The following is a 17,318-nucleotide window of genomic DNA, read 5'->3' as shown; positions in this document are numbered from 1 at the left end:
ATTCGGCGCGGTTGGCAATGGCTTCAGACCGGCCGCGCCCAGAGGTCCTGATGGCCGACGCTGACGGAGGTCGCGCTCCGCTTCGCCTCCAGCCAGCTCGCGATCGCCGCCGGCGCGACATGCCCGGTCTCGGCAACGGCAGCGGCGATCCCGGCCGCCAGTTCGCGAACGAGATCGGCATGATCCACGCCAAGCTGCCATGGGCTCTCGCCGACCGTCACCGCCGTGCCGGCCTTGCGAAAGGCTTGCGCCAGAGCCTCCGTGGCCTCGGGCCCGGCCGCGGGGCCAAAGCCCTTGTCGGTGTGCTGGTGATGGTTGAAGGCGGCGAGCATGCGCTGGTCGTCAGGATGCGCCGGCTGCCAGCTCTCGCGCCCGTCATAGGTCAGCACCGTATAGAGCGGCAGCCGCATGCTGACGAGCGAGGCGACGAAGCGCTCGAGCCAGCGCACCGAGGAAAGGTCGAACAATGCGGCGGCCGTGACCAAGTCGGGCTGCCAGCCGAGCACCCATTCGAGCTCCTTGTTGAGGTCGGCCTGCCGGAAATCGACCGTCAGCGTCTTGTCCTCCTTGCGCAGGACCAGCTCCTCGCCCTGCTCCTGCGCCTCGTCGGCCCATTGCGCGAGCTTGCGCCGCGCTACCGACAGCAGGCGGCTGTCGGCATCGACCAGTGTCCAGTGCTGGCGCACCGGCAATGCGCTGTAGCTGCCGCGCAGGTTCGAACCGGTGCCGCAGCCGAGGTCGATGATCGACAGCGATTGCCGGCCGGCAAAGGTCGACCCCACCGCCGCCAGAACCTGCGGATTGCGGGCTGCATGGTCGGCCGGTTCGCGCAAGGCGAGCCAATCGGGGGAGAATCCGCTCATGGAATAACCTTCGCACAGACTTCAGCAACGATCGTTGCAGTCCCGCGCCAGCGCGGCAATGTGCCGGCTGCTTGCCAGGCTGCATCGGAGCGCTGCACGCGCTCCTGCTTGTCATCCAACAACCGTACCAGCCCGGCACGCAGTGCCGCGACATCGCCCGGCTGCACCTTCAGCGCAGCCGCGTCCGGCGCCGTCTGCGCCGCCGCGCCGCCGGTGGTGCACAGGATCGGCAGCCCGCGCGCCAATGCCTCGGTCAGCACCATGCCATAGCCCTCGAACAGGGAGGGCATGACGAAGAGGTCGGCCTTGGCATAGGCCGCGTCGAGTTCGGCCTGTCCAAAAGCTCCGGCAAGCCTGATCCGCTCCGCCAGCCCGGCAGCGGCAATCTGCGCCTGCAAGGAGGCCGCGGTCCCGGGAGCCCGATCATCGGCACCGACGATGGTCAGGCGCCATGGCCTGTCGGCCACCCCCTCAAGCGCTGCGATCAGGACGTCGTAGCCCTTGCGCGGCACGAGCGAGCCAACCGCCAGCAACGCGATGGTCTCACCATCAGAGCCAGTCGCCCTCGCGGCCGAATCGACACCCGGTTCCGCCACAGTGATCTTCTCCGCCGGGACGGCGAAGTCGGCGACGAGCAGCCGCTTGGTCGTCTCGCTGGTAGCGATGACCGCAGCCGCATAACGCAAGGCTGCCGCCTCGCGCCTGACGAACTCCGCCGCCTGCACCGGTGACAGTCCGGTCTCGAGGCCGAGCGGATGATGCACCAGCGCGACGACGCGCCCTGCAAGCCCGGCCGCGACGCTCTCCGGGAAGGCGCCATAGGCGAGCCCGTCGATCAGCAGCACACTGTCATAGGGCTGCGACAGGATCGCCCGGCCGGTCTCTGCCAGATCAGCCTCGTCCGGATTGGGAAAACTCCCCGGCAGCGGCAGGTGCCGCGCCGCGACGCCCATCTCGCGCCATTCCGCCAGCAGCCGCCGATCATAGCCGTAGCCACCGGTCGGCAGCGAGAGATCGCCGGGAATGGCGAAGACGATCTCGCTCACGCGAGCGCGCCCTCATAGCTCGCCCTGGCGAGATCGGTCTCATGCAGCGTGACGCGGATCTTCGCGAGATCGGCCGCATCCGCCCCAAGCTTGCCGGTGCGGGCCGCCAATGCCATCGCGTCGAAGATGTACTTGCAGAGGAATTCGGTGGTGGTCAGCACGCCCTCGAACTGCGGCAGCGTGTCGAGGTTCTTGTAGTTCAGCGGCTTCAGCGTCTCGTTCAGCACGGTCAGCGCCGCGCCGATGTCGACCACGACGTTCTGGCGCGTGAGGCTCTCGCGGAAGAAGGCGACGTCGACGACGAAGGTCGCGCCGTGCATCGCCTGCGCCGGGCCGAAGAACGGATCGGGCAACGAATGGCCGATCATGATGCGGTCACGGACTTCGACGGAAAACATGGGGCGGTCTCCTTTAGCGGCCGCAGTCTTGGCGAAGCCCGGGGCGCGGCGTCAATAGCGCAGGACGGCGGTCAGCCCCGCGCCGGCGAATAACGCAGGCAGGCGTGTCGGCGCATCCTCGAAGGCGATCTCGTCGGTGATCAGCGCATCGAGCCGCTCATCCGCCAGCAGTACCAGCGCCGCCTGCATGCGGCGGGCGTAGTCGAAGCGCGCCCGCCGCGAGGGCGAGACCTGCCCGACCTGCGAAGAGATGAGCTGCAGCCGACGGGCGTGGAAGGCGCCGCCGAGCGGGGCCGCGACGCTGCCTTCGCCATACCAGCTGAGCTCGACGATCCTCGCCTCGAACCCGGCTGCGCCGATCGCGGTGGCGAGGCCGGCGGCGCTCGCACTGGCGTGGAAGACAAGATCGGCATCCTGCGGACAGTCCGCCGGCAGCGCGAAGCGGCAGCCGAGCGCCCGCGCGAGCCCGGCACGGCCATCGTCGAGATCGACCAGCGTCACCTCCGCGCCCGGCAGCCTGGCCGCGATATACGCCACGAGCAGCCCGAGCACGCCGCCGCCGACCACGACGATGCGGTCGGCCGGGCCGGAGCCGGCATCCCAATGCGCATTGAGCGCGGTTTCCATATTGGCAGCGAGCACGGCGCGCCTTGCCGAAAGCCCCTCAGGCAGCGGGGTCACGCGATCCGCCGACACGACGAAGCGATCCTGATGCGGATGCAGGCAGAACACCGTACAGCCAAGCAGCCGTTCAGGCCCCGCATCCACCGTCCCGACGGCGCAGTAGCCGTATTTCACCGGAAACGGAAAAGCGCCCTGCTGGAGAGGCGCCCGCATGCGCTCATATTCGCTCTCGGGCACGCGCCCCTCGAAGACCAGCCGCTCGGTGCCGCGGCTGATGCCGCTCCAGAGCGTGCGGACCAGGCATTCGCCCGGTCCCTGCGCCGGCAATTCTTCGGTGTTCAGGACACATTCACCCGCGGCGGCATACCAGAGCGCCGTCGCCTGTGCGCTTGCTTCGTTCGCAATTGCCGGCTTTACCACGCATCGCCCTCCGCGCCGTTCCCCGCCAGCCTGATGAGCCCATGACGGAAACCGCCATGAACCAGCGCCCCGCTCCGACCACGTTCCAGGCGGCGGCGCAAGAGGACTTGCGGCTGACGCCGGCAGGACTGCAGTCGGTTTCGACCTTGCGGGTGCGGCGCGGGCTCGTCGCCGGCCTGAACCTCGTTACGCTGGCGGCCCTGCTCCGGGGCCTCGCTCATGTGCTCTCGGCCGGCGGCTGGAGCCTCGCGGATATCGCGATCTTCGTCGCCTTCCTGTTCGGCGCGCCCTGGACCGTGCTCGGTTTCTGGAACGCCGCGATTGGGCTCTGGCTGCTGCACGGCAGCAAGGACGGGCTCGATCAGGTCGCGCCCTTCGCCGCCGCCGGCGAGGCCGATACACCGCTCGCGATCCGCACCGCCGTGCTGATGACCCTGCGCAACGAGGATCCCGCACGCGCCTTCCGCCGGCTCGAGATCGTCAAGCAGAGCCTCGACGCCACCGGCCAGGGCGCCTGGTTCGACTATTTCGTCCTCTCAGACACCAATGACCCGGGCGTTGCCGCGGCCGAAGCAGAGCTCGCCGCCGCCTTCGCCGCGCGCATCGGCGAACAAGGTCGCCTGACCTATCGCCGCCGCAGCGACAATGCCGGCTACAAGGCCGGCAATGTCCGCGAATTCTGCGAGCGCTGGGGCGATCGCTACGAGCTGATGCTGCCGCTCGACGCCGACTCCGTGATGTCGGGGCAAGCCATCCTCGCCCTCGCCCGGATGATGCAGGCCTATCCTAAGCTCGGCATCCTGCAGAGTCTGGTCGTGGGCATGCCGAGCAAGTCCGCCTTTGCGCGCATCTTCCAGTTTGGCATGCGCCACGGCATGCGGCCCTACACCATGGGCTCTGCCTGGTGGATCGGCGATTGCGGCCCGTTCTGGGGCCATAACGCCATGGTGCGGATCGCGCCCTTCCGCGATCACTGCCATCTGCCGGCCGTGCCGGGCGGGCCGCCGCTCGGTGGTCCGATCATGAGCCATGACCAGGTCGAGGCGACCTTGATGCGCCGCGCCGGCTACGAGGTCCGGGTGCTGCCGGTCGAGGCCGGCAGCTGGGAGGAGAACCCGCCGACCATGCTCGAATTCGCCCGGCGCGACCTGCGCTGGTGCCTCGGCAATCTGCAGTATCTCAAGATCATGGACATCCCCGGCCTGAAGGCGATGAGCCGCTTCCAGCTGGCCTGGGCGATCCTGATGTTCATCGGCCTGCCGGCCTGGACGCTGATGATCGCGCTCCTGCCACTGAAGGTGCTGGAGGATCGCGGCATCGCCGACTACCCGGCCGGCTCCGCCGCCTTCCTCTATGTGCTGTTCTTCGCGATGTACCTCTCGCCGAAGCTCGCCGGCTTCGCCGACATCCTGCTGACCAAAGGCGGCACGCAGCGCTATGGCGGTACGGCGCGCTTCATCGTCTCCTCGCTTATCGAGATCGTCTTCGCCTTCCTGCAGGGCGCGGTCTCGACCTTCCGGACGACACTGTTCATGGTCGGCCTCGCCTTCGGCAAGGCGAAGATCGGCTGGAACGGCCAGGCGCGCGACGCCCACGCCCTCTCCTTCGCGACCGCCGTCGCGGGCCTCTGGCCGCATCTGCTCTTCGGCCTCTACATCTTCGGCACACTCATGGTGCTGTCACCGACCGTGCTGATCTGGTCGCTGCCGCTGACCGCCGGCTACATCCTCGCCATCCCCTTCGCCATGCTGACCGCGGCGCCGACACTGGGCGCCTTCTTCGTCCGCACCGGCCTCTGCGGCATCCCCGAGGATTTCGACCCGCCGGCCGAGATCGTCGCGATCCAGGGCGGCAAGGCGCGATGAAGCCGGTCGCCTACCCCAAGGGCACGGCGAAAAGCCTGTCGCGCTCGCTGCGCGTCTATCACGGCGACCATGTCCGCAAGGTCGCGATGGATTCGCTCCATGCCCGCTTCCTCAGAGCCGGTGATCTCGCCTTCGACATCGGCGCCCATGTCGGCGACCGCATCTCCTCTTTCCGCAGGTTGGGCGCCCGCGTCGTGGCGCTGGAACCGCAACCCGGCCCGGCCAGGGCCCTGCGCCTGATCCATGGCCGCGATCCCAAGGTGACGCTGGTCGAGGCCGCCTGCGGCGACAGCGAGGGCACCGCGACGCTCAGGATCAACAGCGCCAACCCGACCGTCTCGACGCTTTCGGGCGAGTTCGTCGATGCCGCCCACGGCCAGGACGGCTGGCGCGAGCAGGTCTGGGACCGCGAGCTCACCGTGCCCTGCACCACGCTCGATGCGCTGGTGGCCAAGCACGGCCTGCCCGCCTTCATCAAGATCGATGTCGAGGGCTTCGAGGCGCATGTCCTCGCCGGTCTTTCGCAGACGCCGGCCGCCCTCTCCTTCGAGTTCACCACGATCCAGCGCGATGTCGCCGAAGCCTGCCTCGCCCGGCTCGCGGCGCTCGGAACCTATCGCTTCAATGTCGCGCTCGGCGAGAGCCAGCAGCTTGCCTTCCCTGCAGCAGTCGATGCGGAGGATATGGGCAGCTATCTCCGCGAGCTCCCACACGAGGCGAACTCCGGCGACGTCTACGCGCTGCTGTCGCGCTGACCTCTCTACAGGCCGCTCTGACCGAGCCAGGAAAGCCCGGCCGCGACCAGCAGGCCGAGCCAGCCGGGATGCCGGCCCCTGGTCGCGTAGAGTACGAGGAGCGAGCCGGCTAGCGTCGCGATCGCCATGATGCGGATGTTAAGCGCGTATGTCGGCAGGTCGGGGGACCTAGCGATCACCATCAGCAGTGCCGCCAGCCCCCATCCCAGCACCGAGCACAGGTGCCAGTTCGCCCAGAGGATTCGCAGGTGCCGTTCGCGCAGCGGCGCCGGCGCGTGGAGCGGCACGATCGTTCCCGCCCGCAGCTGCCGAAAGATCAGGATCTCGCCGATCACGGAGTGGGCAATGCCGATCAGGATCATCAGCACGCCGGCGGCCAGCAAATAGCTTTGCATCGAAGGCAATCCATGCCCGTGAAGGGGCAGGACGCGCCTCACGCAACGGCAATCTGACCCAGCCCGCAGCGATTGCGGAAGCTGCCACGGTGTCGCGCTTCCGTCTCGGGCGGATCGGCTTTATGACCCGGCTCAGCCTGCGTTCATCTTGCGCTGTCCAGGCTGACCACGAAGGCAACCGGCCAAGGATGACCATGCTCGCTCTCGTTCGCCCCCTCGCCATCTCCGCGGCGCTTCTGCTGACCGCCCTCGCCGCCCGGGCAGCCGGCGACGTCGCCGTCGAGGTCAAGAACGAGTCGGAGCAGGTCGCCTGCGCCGAGAAGGACAACGTCACCATCAAGGCGATCTCGCCCGAGGTCCGGCGCTTCCGCATCGAGGCGGCGCATCCGGCCTATATCGCCGGCCTGCTGCGCGACAACTGGGACGCCGACTGGACCGATTGCGACATGAGCGGCGATCCCGTCCACAAGGCGCCGGTGCCGCCGCAGCGCATCACCTTCTATGAGAGCATCGAATACTGGCTGGTCGGCTACACCTTCGAGAGCTTCTGGCGCCCGGCCGAGACGACCTTCCGCGTCGGCGACCGCGTCGAGAAGGGCCTGCACCTCGTCCAGCTCTGGAAGCTCGGCAAGACCGGCTCCTACGAGGTCCTCGTCGTCTATCCGCAGGACGGCTACTGGCGCGTCCGGCCGCTGCCGCCGCAGCAGCTCTCGGCGGCCGCCTATGGCTCCTCCTTCCTGTTCGGACCGATCGAGCAGGATGGCGCCCGGCCGGTGGTGAACATCAAAGAGATCGCCTTCGATCCCAAGACGCTCTCCTTCAAGCTCAGTTTCAAAGACGGTTCCTCCGGCACGCTGAAGCTCGACAGCGTCGACGAGAATCGCATGGTGCTCGACGCCGTGCTCGACAGGCCGGTGACCGGCGGCAAGGCCTTCGCCGCGCTGCGTTCGATGTACGTCACCGAGTTCAACAACGACGTCGCCCGCATCGCCATCCGCGAGCCCGGCGCCAAGGGCTGGCGCGAGGAGGCGCTGATGCCCTTCACCGGCGGCAAGGCGACAGATGTCTGGATGGGCCGCACCACCCATTCGCGCCACAACACTTCCTCGCCTGACATGGTCTTCCGCGCCTTCTCGAAGGACCCGAACCCGCCGGCCAAGCCGGAGGCGAAGAAGTAGCGTTTTCGCTGTAACCACTCGCGAGTCATCCCGGACAAGCCGCGAAGCGGCGCCGATCCGGGATCCATGCCTGAACCGTTCCGGAATGGGTCCCGGGTCTGCGCTTCGCTCCGCCCGGGACGACCAGAGCCTTTGAAGACGAGGCGTGCGAAGAACAAGCCCGGCCATGGATACCAGCACCATCGCAAGCCTGATTCTCGGCGCCGCTCTCGCCGGCTTCGTGCAGGGCCTCTCCGGCTTCGCCTTCAGCCTCGTCGCCATGTCGGTCTGGGCCTGGACGCTCGATCCAAGGCTCGCCGCGGTCATGGCCGTGTTCGGCGGGCTGACCGGCCAGACCATCGCGGCCGTTACGGTGCGCCGCGGCTTCGACTTCGCCCGGCTCTGGCCCTTCCTGCTCGGTGGGCTCGCCGGCATCCCGGTCGGCGTCCTGCTCCTGCCGCTGGTCGAGCCCGATATGTTCAAGGCAGGGCTCGGCATCCTGCTCGCCGTCTGGTGCCCGATCATGCTGTTCGCGCCGCATCTGCCGCCGGTCCGCTCTGGCGGGTCCCTGGCGGACGGCGCGATCGGCTTGATAGGAGGCGTCATGGGCGGCTTCGGCGGCTTCACCGGTGTGCTGCCGACACTGTGGTGCTCGCTGCGGCGCATGGACAAGGACGCGCAGCGCTCGATCGTCCAGAACTTCAACCTCGCCACGCTCGCCGCGACCATGCTCGGTTATGTGCTGGCCGGGAACGTCACGCGCGAGATGTGGCCGGCCTTCGCCATCGTCGCACCGGCGATGCTGATTCCCTCGCTGCTGGGTGCAAAGCTCTATATCGGCATCAGCGAGCAGGCCTTTCGCCGCATCGTGCTCAGCCTGCTGACGCTGTCCGGAATCGCACTGCTGGCCTCGTCCTTGCCCCGTCTGCTCGGCGGCTGACTGAGCGGAACCCCCACCCGCCGCGCAGGTTAACGATGACGGGCCCGTCCTAACGGGCTAGCCTGCTGCCTCGATCCGACTGACGAGACCGACCAATGCCGCGTTTTGCCGCCAATCTTTCGATGATGTTCAACGAGTGGGAGTTCCTCGACCGCTTCAAGGCGGCGGCCGAGGCAGGATTCGAATCGGTCGAGTTCCTGTTCCCCTATGAGCATGCACCGGAGAAGGTCGGCCTGGCGCTTGCCGGCGGCGAGTTGGAGCAGGCTCTGTTCAACCTGCCGCCCGGCGACTGGGCCAAGGGCGAGCGCGGCATGGCCGCCCTCCCCGGCCGCGAGGAGGAGTTCCGCGCCGGCATCGAGACGGCGCTGGCCTATGTCCACGAGACCGGCGTCAAGCGCGTGCATATGATGGCGGGCCTGACCGACCCGAACGATCCCGCCGCGCAGAAGGCCTATCGCGCCTCGCTCGCCTATGCCGCCGACAAGCTCGGCGAGCACGGCATCGACCTCCTGCTCGAGCCGATCAACGGCAAGGACATGCCGGGCTATTTCCTCAATGATTTCGACCAGGCTGCGACGTATGTCCGCGAATCCGGCCGGCCGAACGTCAAGCTGCAGTTCGACATGTATCATTGCGAGCTGATCCATGGCGATGTCGGCACGCGGCTGGAGGCGCTCTACCCGCTGGTCGGCCATGTCCAGATCGCCAATGCCGAGGGCCGGCACGAGCCCGACGGCACGCGGCCCGACTATCCCGCGCTGTTCGCCCAGCTCGATTCGCTCGGCTATCCCGGCTTCGTCGGCTGCGAGTATCGTCCGCGTGCCGGCACGCTCGAAGGCCTCGGCTGGTTCTCGCCCTGGAAGAAGCACGCGTGAGCGCGGGCTTTCCCCATCCGGTGCTCGTCGCGGATATCGGCGGCACCAATTGCCGGCTCTCGCTGGTGCCGACCCCCGGCGCCCTGCACGAGCCGCTCGCCCGGATCAGCACCGGCGCGCACCCGACGCCCGAAGCCGCGCTCGGCTCTGTATTGTCGACGCTGACGGTGAAGCCGCGCTCGGCCATCCTCGCCGTCGCCGGCCCGCTGGATGGGCGCAAGGCGCAGCTCACCAATGCCAGCTGGCATTTCGATGGGCCGGAGCTCGGCCGCGCCCTCGGCTTCGAGCAGGGGTTGCTGGTCAATGATTTCGAAGCGCTCGCGGCGTCGCTGGCCGTGCTCAGGGATCGCGATCTGTTCAATCTCGTCCGCGGCCAGCCGGAACCCGAGGGCCCGCGCCTCGTGCTCGGTCCCGGCACGGGCTTTGGCGCTGCAGCTCTCTTGCGGCGCGGCGACACCGGCATGCTGGTGCCGACCGAATCCGGCCATATCGGCATCGGCCCGGAGGACCCGACCGAGGTGAAGCTGTGGCCGGCTCTGTCCGATGGGCTCGCGCGCGTCACCGTCGAGGAACTGCTCAGCGGCAGCGGTCTCATCCGCTTCCATCGCGCGGTGATGCGCCAGTCCGACGTCGCCGAGCCTGATGTCAGCGCCGCCGACGTGAGCGCGCTGGCGCTCGACGGCAACCCCGGCGCACTGATGGCCGTGGTCTGCTTCTGGCGGCTGCTGGCCCGCGTCGCCGGCGATCTCGCGCTCGGCTTCAAGGCGACGGGCGGCGTCTACCTGGCTGGCGGAATCGCGCCGCGCATCCTGCCGCTCGCCGACAAGGCCACGATCCACGCCGTCTTCGCCGGCAAGCCGCCGGTCGAGGATCTCGCCGCCCGTTTCGCGCTCAACGTGATCACCGCCGATGATCCAGCCGAACAGGGACTCGCCGCCATCGCCGCGGCTCCCGGCCGCTTCGGCCTCGACGATCCCGCGCGCTTGTGGTTTGCCTAGGCGCAGCGGCGCTCGCCTGACCTCATTCGAAGACGATTCCCAGCCTTGCCCCAGCTCTACGGCATCCAGGTCCTGCGCGCCCTCGCGGCGCTGATGGTCGCAGTCCATCACGTCCAGGCCGAAGCCGGCTTTCTCGCAGCCAGGGCCGGCACCGTCTTCATCCCTTCGCATGCCTTGCCTTGGAACGCCGGCGTCGACCTGTTCTTCGTCATCTCCGGCTTCATCATGGTGCATTCCTCGGCCGGTCTGTTCGACAAGCCCGGGGGAGCGCGCCTGTTCATCGCCCGGCGCATCGCCCGGATTGTGCCGCTCTACTGGGCTGCGACCACGCTCTTCCTCGTCGTGCTCCTCGCCTCGCCAGCCCTGCTCAATTCCGGTGCTCCGAACCTCCAGCAGATCGCCGCCTCCTATCTGTTCTGGCCCACGGCGAATGCCGCGGGCGAGCTGCAGCCGGTCTATTCGCTCGGCTGGACGCTGAATTACGAGATGCTGTTCTACGTCCTGTTCGGCGCGGCCTTGCTCGCGCCGGGGCGGCTGGTCGTGCCTCTGGTGACCGTGGCGCTCGCCGGGCTGGTCGGGGCCCAGGCGCTGGCCGGGCCGCTTCCCCTGCCCTTCGGCTTCTGGGGCCAGCCGATCGTGCTCGAATTCGCCGCCGGCATGGTGGTCGGCCTGCTCCGCCAGAACGGCCTCAGGCTCGACGGCCGCCTGCGTTGGCTGATGGCGGCAGTGGGGATCGTCGTTTTCGTACTCGCCGCCGGCGATGGCTGGGCCCAGACTTCCTGGGGCGCGGTTGTCCTGCGTGGTACCGGTGCACTGCTCCTCGTCGGAGCCGCCGCCTGCGGGCGCAATGTCACCGCCCCTTCGGCGCTGGTGCGTTCGCTGGCGGCACTGGGAGATGCCTCCTATGCGCTCTACCTGGTCCATCCCTTCGCGATGCGGGCGCTGCGCGAAGTCTTCGCCCATCTCGCACCGAGCGCGACCGGCCTCTTCATCGTGCTTGCGCTGGTCGCCGCCGTGCTCGCGGCGCTGGCCGTCTACCATTGGTTCGAGCGGCCGATGACGAAGGTTTTTAGGCGGGCGCTGCGGGCTTAGACTCGTCATGGTCGGGCTTGACCCAACCATCTCGGAAACCAGCTAGCTGGTCCTGAGATTCTCGGATCTGCGCTTCGCTTCGTCCGAGAATGACGCTCACTTTTTCTTCAACCGCATCCCCTTCAGCGATTGCCCGACCACGCCGCCATCGCGCCGGCGCTGCGACCGCTTGGCGACGATCGTTTCGACGTGCTCGGCCTGCGGGAAATAGCCGCGCTCCAGCACTTCGAGGGTATATTCCTCATAGGTCAGGCCGAGGGCCTCGGCCCGCTCCTGGCGCCTGAGCGCGATCTCGCGCGGCTTCTTCCAGGCCTTGCGATGGGCGAAGCGCCAGTCGAACGTGCGGCCGATCTCGCCTTTGTCGGCCGCGGGCTTGCGCTTCTTCTCCTCCAGAGGCGGGCCGCCATTATCGCCGATGCGGGCGGTTCTGGGCTTGCGCAGGGCCGGCTGTCTCATGGCCATTATCTCATATGAGATACAAAACGTATCTCATAGTGGATCGAACTTGGTCGCACCGCAAGCCCCGGCGGGGTGAGAGGCGGCGGCCGCAAAAGATCGCCGTGCGTTCGACCGGACGCGGCAACCGTGATCTATCGATTTCGTTTCGCATCGGGCTCTTCCGAAAAGTGGTTTCCACTTTTCGGCCCGATGCGATATCCCGCCCGCCATGGCTCCTTTGCTCCACCTTCGCGACGTCGCGCTCACCTTCGGCGGCCAACCCTTGCTGGAGGGCGCGGAAATCGCCGTCTCGGCCGGCGAGCGGGTCTGCCTGGTCGGCCGCAACGGCTCCGGCAAGTCGACCCTGCTCAAGATCGTGGCCGGCATTGTCGAGCCCGACAGCGCCGAGCGGTTCGTCCAGCCCGGCGCGACCATCCGCTATCTGCCGCAGGAGCCCGACTTCGCCGGCTACAAGACCTCGCTCGCCTATGTCGAGGCGGGCCTGGGCCCCGGCGACGATGCCTATCGCGCGCAATATCTGATCGAGGAACTGGGCCTGACCGGCGAGGAAGACCCCGCCAGCATGTCGGGCGGTGAATCGCGCCGCGCCGCGCTCGCCCGCGTGCTCGCGCCCGAGCCGGATATCCTGCTGCTCGACGAGCCGACCAACCATCTCGACCTGCCGGTGATCGAATGGCTCGAGCAGGAGCTGAAATCGCTGCGTTCAGCCATGGTGCTGATCAGCCATGACCGCCGCTTCCTGAGCTCGCTCTCGCGTGCCACGATCTGGCTCGACCGCGGCGTGACCCGGCGCGTCGAGCGCGGCTTCGGCGAGTTCGAGGCCTGGCGCGACGAGGTTCTCGCTCAAGAAGAACTCGACCGCCACAAGCTCGACCGCAAGATCGCCCGCGAGGAGGACTGGCTGCGCTACGGCGTCAGCGCCCGGCGTACCCGCAACCAGCGCCGGCTTGGCGAGCTGCATGGCCTGCGCGAGCAGCGCCGGACCGCCCGCCAGGCCGTTGGCTCCGTCCGGCTCGAAGCGAGCGAGGCGCAGGCCTCCGGCAAGCTGGTGATCGAGGCCGTCGACATCGCCAAGGCCTATGACGGCAGGCCGGTGGTCAAGGATTTCTCGCTGCGCGTCGCCCGCGGCGACTGCATCGGCATCGTCGGCCCCAACGGCGCCGGCAAGACGACGCTGATCAACCTGCTGACCGGCGCGCTGAAGCCCGACTCGGGCAAGGTCAAGCTCGGCGCCACGCTCGAAATGGTGACGCTCGACCAGCGTCGCGAAAGCCTCGACCCGGCGACCCCGCTCGGCGACGCGCTGACCGGCGGCGGCTCGGACCAGGTCATGGTCGGCGGCACGCCGCGCCACGTCATCAGCTACATGAAGGACTTCCTGTTCCAGCCGATCCAGCGCGGCACCGCCGTCGGCGCGCTCTCCGGCGGCGAACGTGGCCGGCTGATGCTGGCCCGCGCGCTCGCCAAGCCGTCCAACCTGCTGGTGCTGGACGAGCCGACCAACGATCTCGACATCGAGACGCTCGACCTGCTGCAGGAATTGCTCGCCGACTATGGCGGCACCGTCCTGCTGGTCAGCCATGACCGCGACTTCCTCGACAGGGTGGTGTCCTCGACCCTGATCTCGGATGGCGACGGCGTCTGGACCGAGTTCGCCGGCGGCTATTCCGACATGCTGGCCCAGCGTGGCCGCGGCGTCGGCGCCAAGGTGCGCGCCGTTCCGGTGAAGGGATCGGCAACGGCGTCAGCGACGCCCACCCCGACCGCCAGTACCGCTGCTGCCAAGCGCAAGCTCTCCTTCAACGAGCAGCACGCGTTGAAGACCCTGCCGCAGCAGCTCGAGAAGCTGCAGGCCGAGGCCGGCAAGCTCAATGCCGCGCTGGCAGGCGATCTCTACACCCGCGATCCAAAACTCTTCGCCAAGGCGACCGCGAGGCTGGACGAGGTCACGCGCGAGATCGCACAGACGGAAGAGCGCTGGCTCGAGCTGGAGATGCTGCGCGAGGAGATCGGGGCTTAAGGCGGCGGCCGGTGCAGCCCATACAATTCCGCTATCCGGCCAATCGCGAAAGCGTATTTATCTCGGCCGCCAAATCGCCCCACAGTCGCCCGGCAAAATGCTTTCCGAGGGAACACCAATGAGACTTAAGGGCAAGACCGCGCTGATCACCGGCGCGGCGCAGGGCTTTGGCCTCGGCATCGCCGAGACCTTCGTACGCGAGGGCGCACGGGTCGCGGTGCTCGACATCAACGGCGACAAGGCCCGCGAGGCCGCCAAGGCGATCGGCCGCAAGGCCTTCGCGGTCGCCTGCGACGTCGGCAAGGCCAAGAGCGTCGATGCCGCCGTGGCCAAGGTGATCAAGCGCTTCGAGCGGCTCGATATCGTCGTCAACAATGCCGGCATCAGCCATCGCAACCAGCCGATGCTCGATGTCACCGAGGCCGAGTTCGACCGCGTCTTCGACGTCAACGTCAAGTCGATCTTCCTGATGGCCAGGGCGACGGTGCCGCATTTCCGCGAGCATGGCGGCGGCGTCATCCTCAATATCGGCTCGACCGCCGGTGTGCGCCCGCGCCCGGGCCTGACCTGGTACAACGGCTCGAAGGGCGCCGCGAACCTGCTCTCGAAGTCGATGGCGGTCGAGCTCGCGCCGGACAGGATCCGCGTCAACGCCATCGCCCCGGTCGCCGGCGAGACGCCGCTGCTCGCGACCTTCATGGGCGAGGACACGCCCGAGAAGCGCAAGGCCTTCACCGCGACGATTCCCTGGGGCCGCTTCTCGACGCCGCAGGACATCGCCAATGCCGCGCTGTTCCTGTGCTCGGACGAGTCCGAGATGGTGACCGGGTCGATCCTGGCAGTCGACGGCGGCCGCTGCGTCTGACGCGGCCCTTCAGACCAGCCCGCCGCCCGTCAGCGGTATCGACTGCAGCAGCTTTACCGTGCCGTCGAGATCGAAGGCACGGCGTTCCAGGCTGATGCGAGGGGCCGCCGCAGGCCCCTCGATGCGCAGCAGGTGCCAGCAGGCGAGCTCGGCATGACCGCCGCGCAGGCCGATCGAGGCCGAGGGCACGCCGACGATCGGCACGTCGTGCTCGAGCCCCCGCCGCCAGGCCAGCGAGAAACGGTGGTTATGGCCATGCAGGACGAGCTCGGCCCCGGCCCGGCGCAGCATCGCCTCGAAGGCATCGGCGTCGACCAGTTCGCGCGTGCGCCGCGCGCCGCCGATATAGGGTGGGTGGTGAATCAGTACGACGCGGATCAGCCCCTCGGCCTTGGCTTGCGTCAGCAGCTTCTCGGCAATGGCGATCTGGGCCGAGCCCACACGCCCGGTCGCCATCAGCGGCATGGTCGGGATGCCGGTGTTCATCCCGATCAGCGCGACGGAGCCGCGCTGGCGATACCAGGGATAGCCGGCCTGTCCGTCATCGCTGGCGCACCAGGGCGCAAGCTCGCGCGCCAGCGCCGACAGTGACGAACGCGCATAGCAATCGTGATTGCCCGGCACGAAGCTGACCGCATCGCGCGGGCCGAGCGTATCGAGGAAGGAGAGCGCCGTCTTGAACTCGGTCGGCAGGCCGATATGGGAGACATCGCCGGTGCAGGCGATGTGGTCGGGCTTTTGCGCCAGGATGTCGGCGACGATCAGCCCGAGGATTTCCATGTCATGGGCATGGCGCCGCTTGCGTCGCCAGTTGACATAACCCGTGGCGCGCTTGCCGAGCAGCTCGCGCAGCGAGAACTTGGTCAGCGGCCCGAGGTGCGGGTCGGAGAGATGCGCGAGCGTGAACACACTCCAGCGCTTGCCTTCAACGCCCGCGCCGCGTCAAGCATGACAGCGGCGGCGGGCGAAGATGACGCAGCCTAAGGCTCAGTTGGCCGAGCCCATCAGCTCCGAGACGATGCGCGGATCGGTCAGGGTGACAGCCGGCTTCCAGACGAAGCGGGGCTTGGCGTTCAGACGGGCGGTGATGAATGCGAGAAGCATGGTAATTTCCCCAGCGGTAACGGTGTGAGCTTGTGCCCCCTATTTAAGGCGCGTTTGTGTTATATCGAGAGGGCAAACAGAGTTCCGTTATGCACCCATTGCATAGACAATTAACCCGGCAGCAGGATTTGCCCACATCGTGAGCAGCGAGGACGGATCCGGCCCGCGCTCCGACGCATCGGGAATCGAGCGAGTGCCGCGCGCGCTGCGCCGGCTCGCCGGCCGTCTCCTGCACCTCTATTTCCGCTTGCGCCGCGGGATGACGCTCGGCGTCCGCGCCGCCGTGCTGAGCGAGGCTGGCGAGGTCCTTTTGGTACGCCACACCTACACGCCGGGATGGCATATGCCCGGCGGTGGCGTCGAGCCGGACGAGACACTTCTCGACGCGCTCGCCAAGGAACTGCGCGAGGAGGCCAATATCGCGCTGACCGGTCCGGCCGTGCTGCACGGGGTCTTCCTCAACCGCCATGTCTCCGTGCGCGACCATGTTGCCGTCTTCATCGTACGGGCCTTCACGCAGAGCGCGCCGAAGCAGCCGGATCACGAGATCGCCGAGGCGCGCTTCTTCCCGCTTTCCGCCCTGCCGGACAGGACGACGCCGGGGACCCGCCGCCGGCTGGCGGAGATCGTCGAGGCAAGCGCGCCGCCTGCGGAGTGGTGAGCTCTATTTCAGTCCCGGCAGCATCCGGCGCAGCACGCCGTCCTTGCGGATGAGATAGTGGAAGAGCGCCGCGCCGATATGCGCGCAGACCAGCAGCGCCAGCAGGATGGCGAGCCAGCCATGGACGGACAGCACGCGCTTGGCGCCCTCCTCGTTCGGCGCAGCCAGCGCCGGCAGCTCGAACAGGTTGAACACCATTAGCGACGGGAACAGCGAGACGCCAATCCAACCGAGCAGCGGCACGATCAGCAGCAAGCCGTAAAGCGCCCAATGCACGAGATGCGAGGCAGCCTTCTGCCACCATTCCAGCGTCGGTTCGTCAGGCGGCGCGCCATGCAGCAGCCGGTAGAGCAGTCGGCCGGCGCTGAGCCAGAGGACCAGGAAGCCGAGCAGCTTGTGCGAGGAATAGAGGGCGTCGGTCACGCCGTCCCAGATGTCGAGCGTGTTGCCGCGATAGGTCATGACAAACCCGAGCGGGATCATCACGAACACCGCGGCGACCGTAATCCAGTGCAGCGCGCGCGCCGTCGCACTGTAGACGGCGACGCGTCCCGCGCCTGGCGTTACCGGGTCATGCCCCTGCGTCATTTCCCTTACGCGCTCCGGCTCGCCATATCTGGTCAGGGCCCGCTGCCACGACTATTCATCTGGTGTTCAATCTCGCCCTTTTATAGCCCAGTCTGCAATCTGCTGGCGATCAGGTCGATTGCGGGCACTGTCTTGGGAACCACGCAGAAGCGGAAACGTTGTAGAAGCGCTGTGTCGCGCCGGGTGATCTGTC

The 17,318-nt window shown here is 67.8% G+C and carries 18 protein-coding genes; 10 read left to right on the top strand and 8 right to left on the bottom strand.

Annotated elements, in window-relative coordinates; all coding sequences use genetic code 11:
* Nucleotides 1-23 precede the first annotated feature (23 nt).
* From V7S63_RS09210 to V7S63_RS09195, 4 genes are read right to left on the bottom strand one after another with little or no spacing between them, the layout of a single operon-like run.
* Entirely contained in the window at nucleotides 24-863 is an 840-nt protein-coding gene (locus V7S63_RS09210) for a class I SAM-dependent methyltransferase (RefSeq protein ID WP_336529996.1), read from the bottom strand.
* Entirely contained in the window at nucleotides 860-1,909 is a 1,050-nt protein-coding gene (locus V7S63_RS09205; protein ID WP_336529995.1) for a glycosyltransferase family 4 protein, read from the bottom strand. Before V7S63_RS09205 ends, V7S63_RS09210 begins: the two co-directional genes overlap by 4 nt.
* Complete coding sequence (locus tag V7S63_RS09200) at nucleotides 1,906-2,307, bottom strand: 6-pyruvoyl trahydropterin synthase family protein (RefSeq protein ID WP_091839201.1); 402 nt, start codon at nucleotides 2,305-2,307, stop codon at nucleotides 1,906-1,908. The genes V7S63_RS09205 and V7S63_RS09200 overlap by 4 nt, the downstream gene beginning before the upstream one ends.
* Before the next feature lie 51 nt (nucleotides 2,308-2,358).
* The gene (locus V7S63_RS09195; RefSeq protein WP_442896442.1) at nucleotides 2,359-3,351 is read right to left on the bottom strand and encodes a zinc-dependent alcohol dehydrogenase; all 993 of its coding nucleotides are present in this window, start codon (nucleotides 3,349-3,351) and stop codon (nucleotides 2,359-2,361) included.
* Between the two features lie 56 nt (nucleotides 3,352-3,407).
* Between V7S63_RS09195 and mdoH the strand changes: the two genes are divergently transcribed.
* Together mdoH and V7S63_RS09185 are read left to right on the top strand one after the other, a co-directional pair.
* The gene (mdoH, locus tag V7S63_RS09190; RefSeq protein ID WP_336529994.1) at nucleotides 3,408-5,216 is read left to right on the top strand and encodes a glucans biosynthesis glucosyltransferase MdoH; all 1,809 of its coding nucleotides are present in this window, start codon (nucleotides 3,408-3,410) and stop codon (nucleotides 5,214-5,216) included.
* Entirely contained in the window at nucleotides 5,213-5,971 is a 759-nt protein-coding gene (locus tag V7S63_RS09185) for an FkbM family methyltransferase (protein ID WP_336529993.1), read from the top strand. Before mdoH ends, V7S63_RS09185 begins: the two co-directional genes overlap by 4 nt.
* A 5-nt stretch (nucleotides 5,972-5,976) precedes the next feature.
* Here V7S63_RS09185 and V7S63_RS09180 read toward each other — a convergent pair whose 3' ends face one another.
* On the bottom strand, nucleotides 5,977-6,366 hold the full coding sequence (locus tag V7S63_RS09180; RefSeq protein WP_336529992.1) for a hypothetical protein: 390 nt from the start codon (nucleotides 6,364-6,366) through the stop codon (nucleotides 5,977-5,979).
* Nucleotides 6,367-6,560: 194 nt separating this feature from the next.
* Here V7S63_RS09180 and V7S63_RS09175 point away from each other — a divergent pair, with 194 nt between their 5' ends.
* The 5 genes from V7S63_RS09175 (at nucleotide 6,561) to V7S63_RS09155 (ending at nucleotide 11,428) form a co-directional block, all read left to right on the top strand.
* Nucleotides 6,561-7,544: a hypothetical protein gene (locus tag V7S63_RS09175; RefSeq protein ID WP_336529991.1), complete on the top strand. Its 984-nt coding sequence runs from the start codon at nucleotides 6,561-6,563 to the stop codon at nucleotides 7,542-7,544.
* A gap of 166 nt (nucleotides 7,545-7,710) precedes the next feature.
* The gene (locus V7S63_RS09170) at nucleotides 7,711-8,463 is read left to right on the top strand and encodes a sulfite exporter TauE/SafE family protein (protein ID WP_336529990.1); all 753 of its coding nucleotides are present in this window, start codon (nucleotides 7,711-7,713) and stop codon (nucleotides 8,461-8,463) included.
* A gap of 95 nt (nucleotides 8,464-8,558) precedes the next feature.
* On the top strand, nucleotides 8,559-9,338 hold the full coding sequence (gene otnI / locus V7S63_RS09165) for a 2-oxo-tetronate isomerase (RefSeq protein ID WP_100964171.1): 780 nt from the start codon (nucleotides 8,559-8,561) through the stop codon (nucleotides 9,336-9,338).
* A complete protein-coding gene (locus V7S63_RS09160) occupies nucleotides 9,335-10,336 on the top strand; it encodes a glucokinase (protein WP_167561702.1) in 1,002 nt (333 codons plus the stop codon). The genes otnI and V7S63_RS09160 overlap by 4 nt, the downstream gene beginning before the upstream one ends.
* 45 nt (nucleotides 10,337-10,381) lie before the next feature.
* Nucleotides 10,382-11,428, top strand: a complete 1,047-nt coding sequence (locus tag V7S63_RS09155; RefSeq protein WP_248307620.1) for an acyltransferase family protein — start codon at nucleotides 10,382-10,384, stop codon at nucleotides 11,426-11,428.
* 96 nt (nucleotides 11,429-11,524) lie between these two features.
* Here V7S63_RS09155 and V7S63_RS09150 read toward each other — a convergent pair whose 3' ends face one another.
* Nucleotides 11,525-11,884, bottom strand: a complete 360-nt coding sequence (locus tag V7S63_RS09150; RefSeq protein ID WP_100964282.1) for a hypothetical protein — start codon at nucleotides 11,882-11,884, stop codon at nucleotides 11,525-11,527.
* A gap of 211 nt (nucleotides 11,885-12,095) precedes the next feature.
* Between V7S63_RS09150 and V7S63_RS09145 the strand changes: the two genes are divergently transcribed.
* Together V7S63_RS09145 and V7S63_RS09140 are read left to right on the top strand one after the other, a co-directional pair.
* Entirely contained in the window at nucleotides 12,096-13,907 is a 1,812-nt protein-coding gene (locus tag V7S63_RS09145) for an ABC-F family ATP-binding cassette domain-containing protein (protein ID WP_336529989.1), read from the top strand.
* Between the two features lie 118 nt (nucleotides 13,908-14,025).
* Nucleotides 14,026-14,772 (top strand): glucose 1-dehydrogenase, encoded by a 747-nt coding sequence (locus V7S63_RS09140; RefSeq protein ID WP_091839171.1) that lies wholly within the window; start codon nucleotides 14,026-14,028, stop codon nucleotides 14,770-14,772.
* Nucleotides 14,773-14,781: 9 nt separating this feature from the next.
* On the opposite strand, the gene V7S63_RS09135 is transcribed toward V7S63_RS09140, so the two are convergent.
* Nucleotides 14,782-15,681 carry a metallophosphoesterase family protein gene (locus V7S63_RS09135; RefSeq protein WP_336529988.1) on the bottom strand — a complete coding sequence of 300 codons (900 nt, stop codon included), beginning with the start codon at nucleotides 15,679-15,681 and terminating at the stop codon, nucleotides 14,782-14,784.
* A 334-nt stretch (nucleotides 15,682-16,015) separates the two neighbouring features.
* Here V7S63_RS09135 and V7S63_RS09130 point away from each other — a divergent pair, with 334 nt between their 5' ends.
* A complete protein-coding gene (locus V7S63_RS09130; RefSeq protein ID WP_442896441.1) occupies nucleotides 16,016-16,537 on the top strand; it encodes an NUDIX domain-containing protein in 522 nt (173 codons plus the stop codon).
* Nucleotides 16,538-16,540: 3 nt separating this feature from the next.
* On the opposite strand, the gene V7S63_RS09125 is transcribed toward V7S63_RS09130, so the two are convergent.
* A complete protein-coding gene (locus V7S63_RS09125; protein ID WP_336529987.1) occupies nucleotides 16,541-17,125 on the bottom strand; it encodes a cytochrome b in 585 nt (194 codons plus the stop codon).
* Nucleotides 17,126-17,318: the final 193 nt, after the last annotated feature.

Origin of the sequence: Allobosea sp. CCNWLY174 (assembly GCF_037120455.1) — a bacterium.
Taxonomy (GTDB): Bacteria; Pseudomonadota; Alphaproteobacteria; order Rhizobiales; family Beijerinckiaceae; genus Allobosea; species Allobosea lupini.
This window is presented reverse-complemented; position numbering and strand designations above follow the sequence as displayed.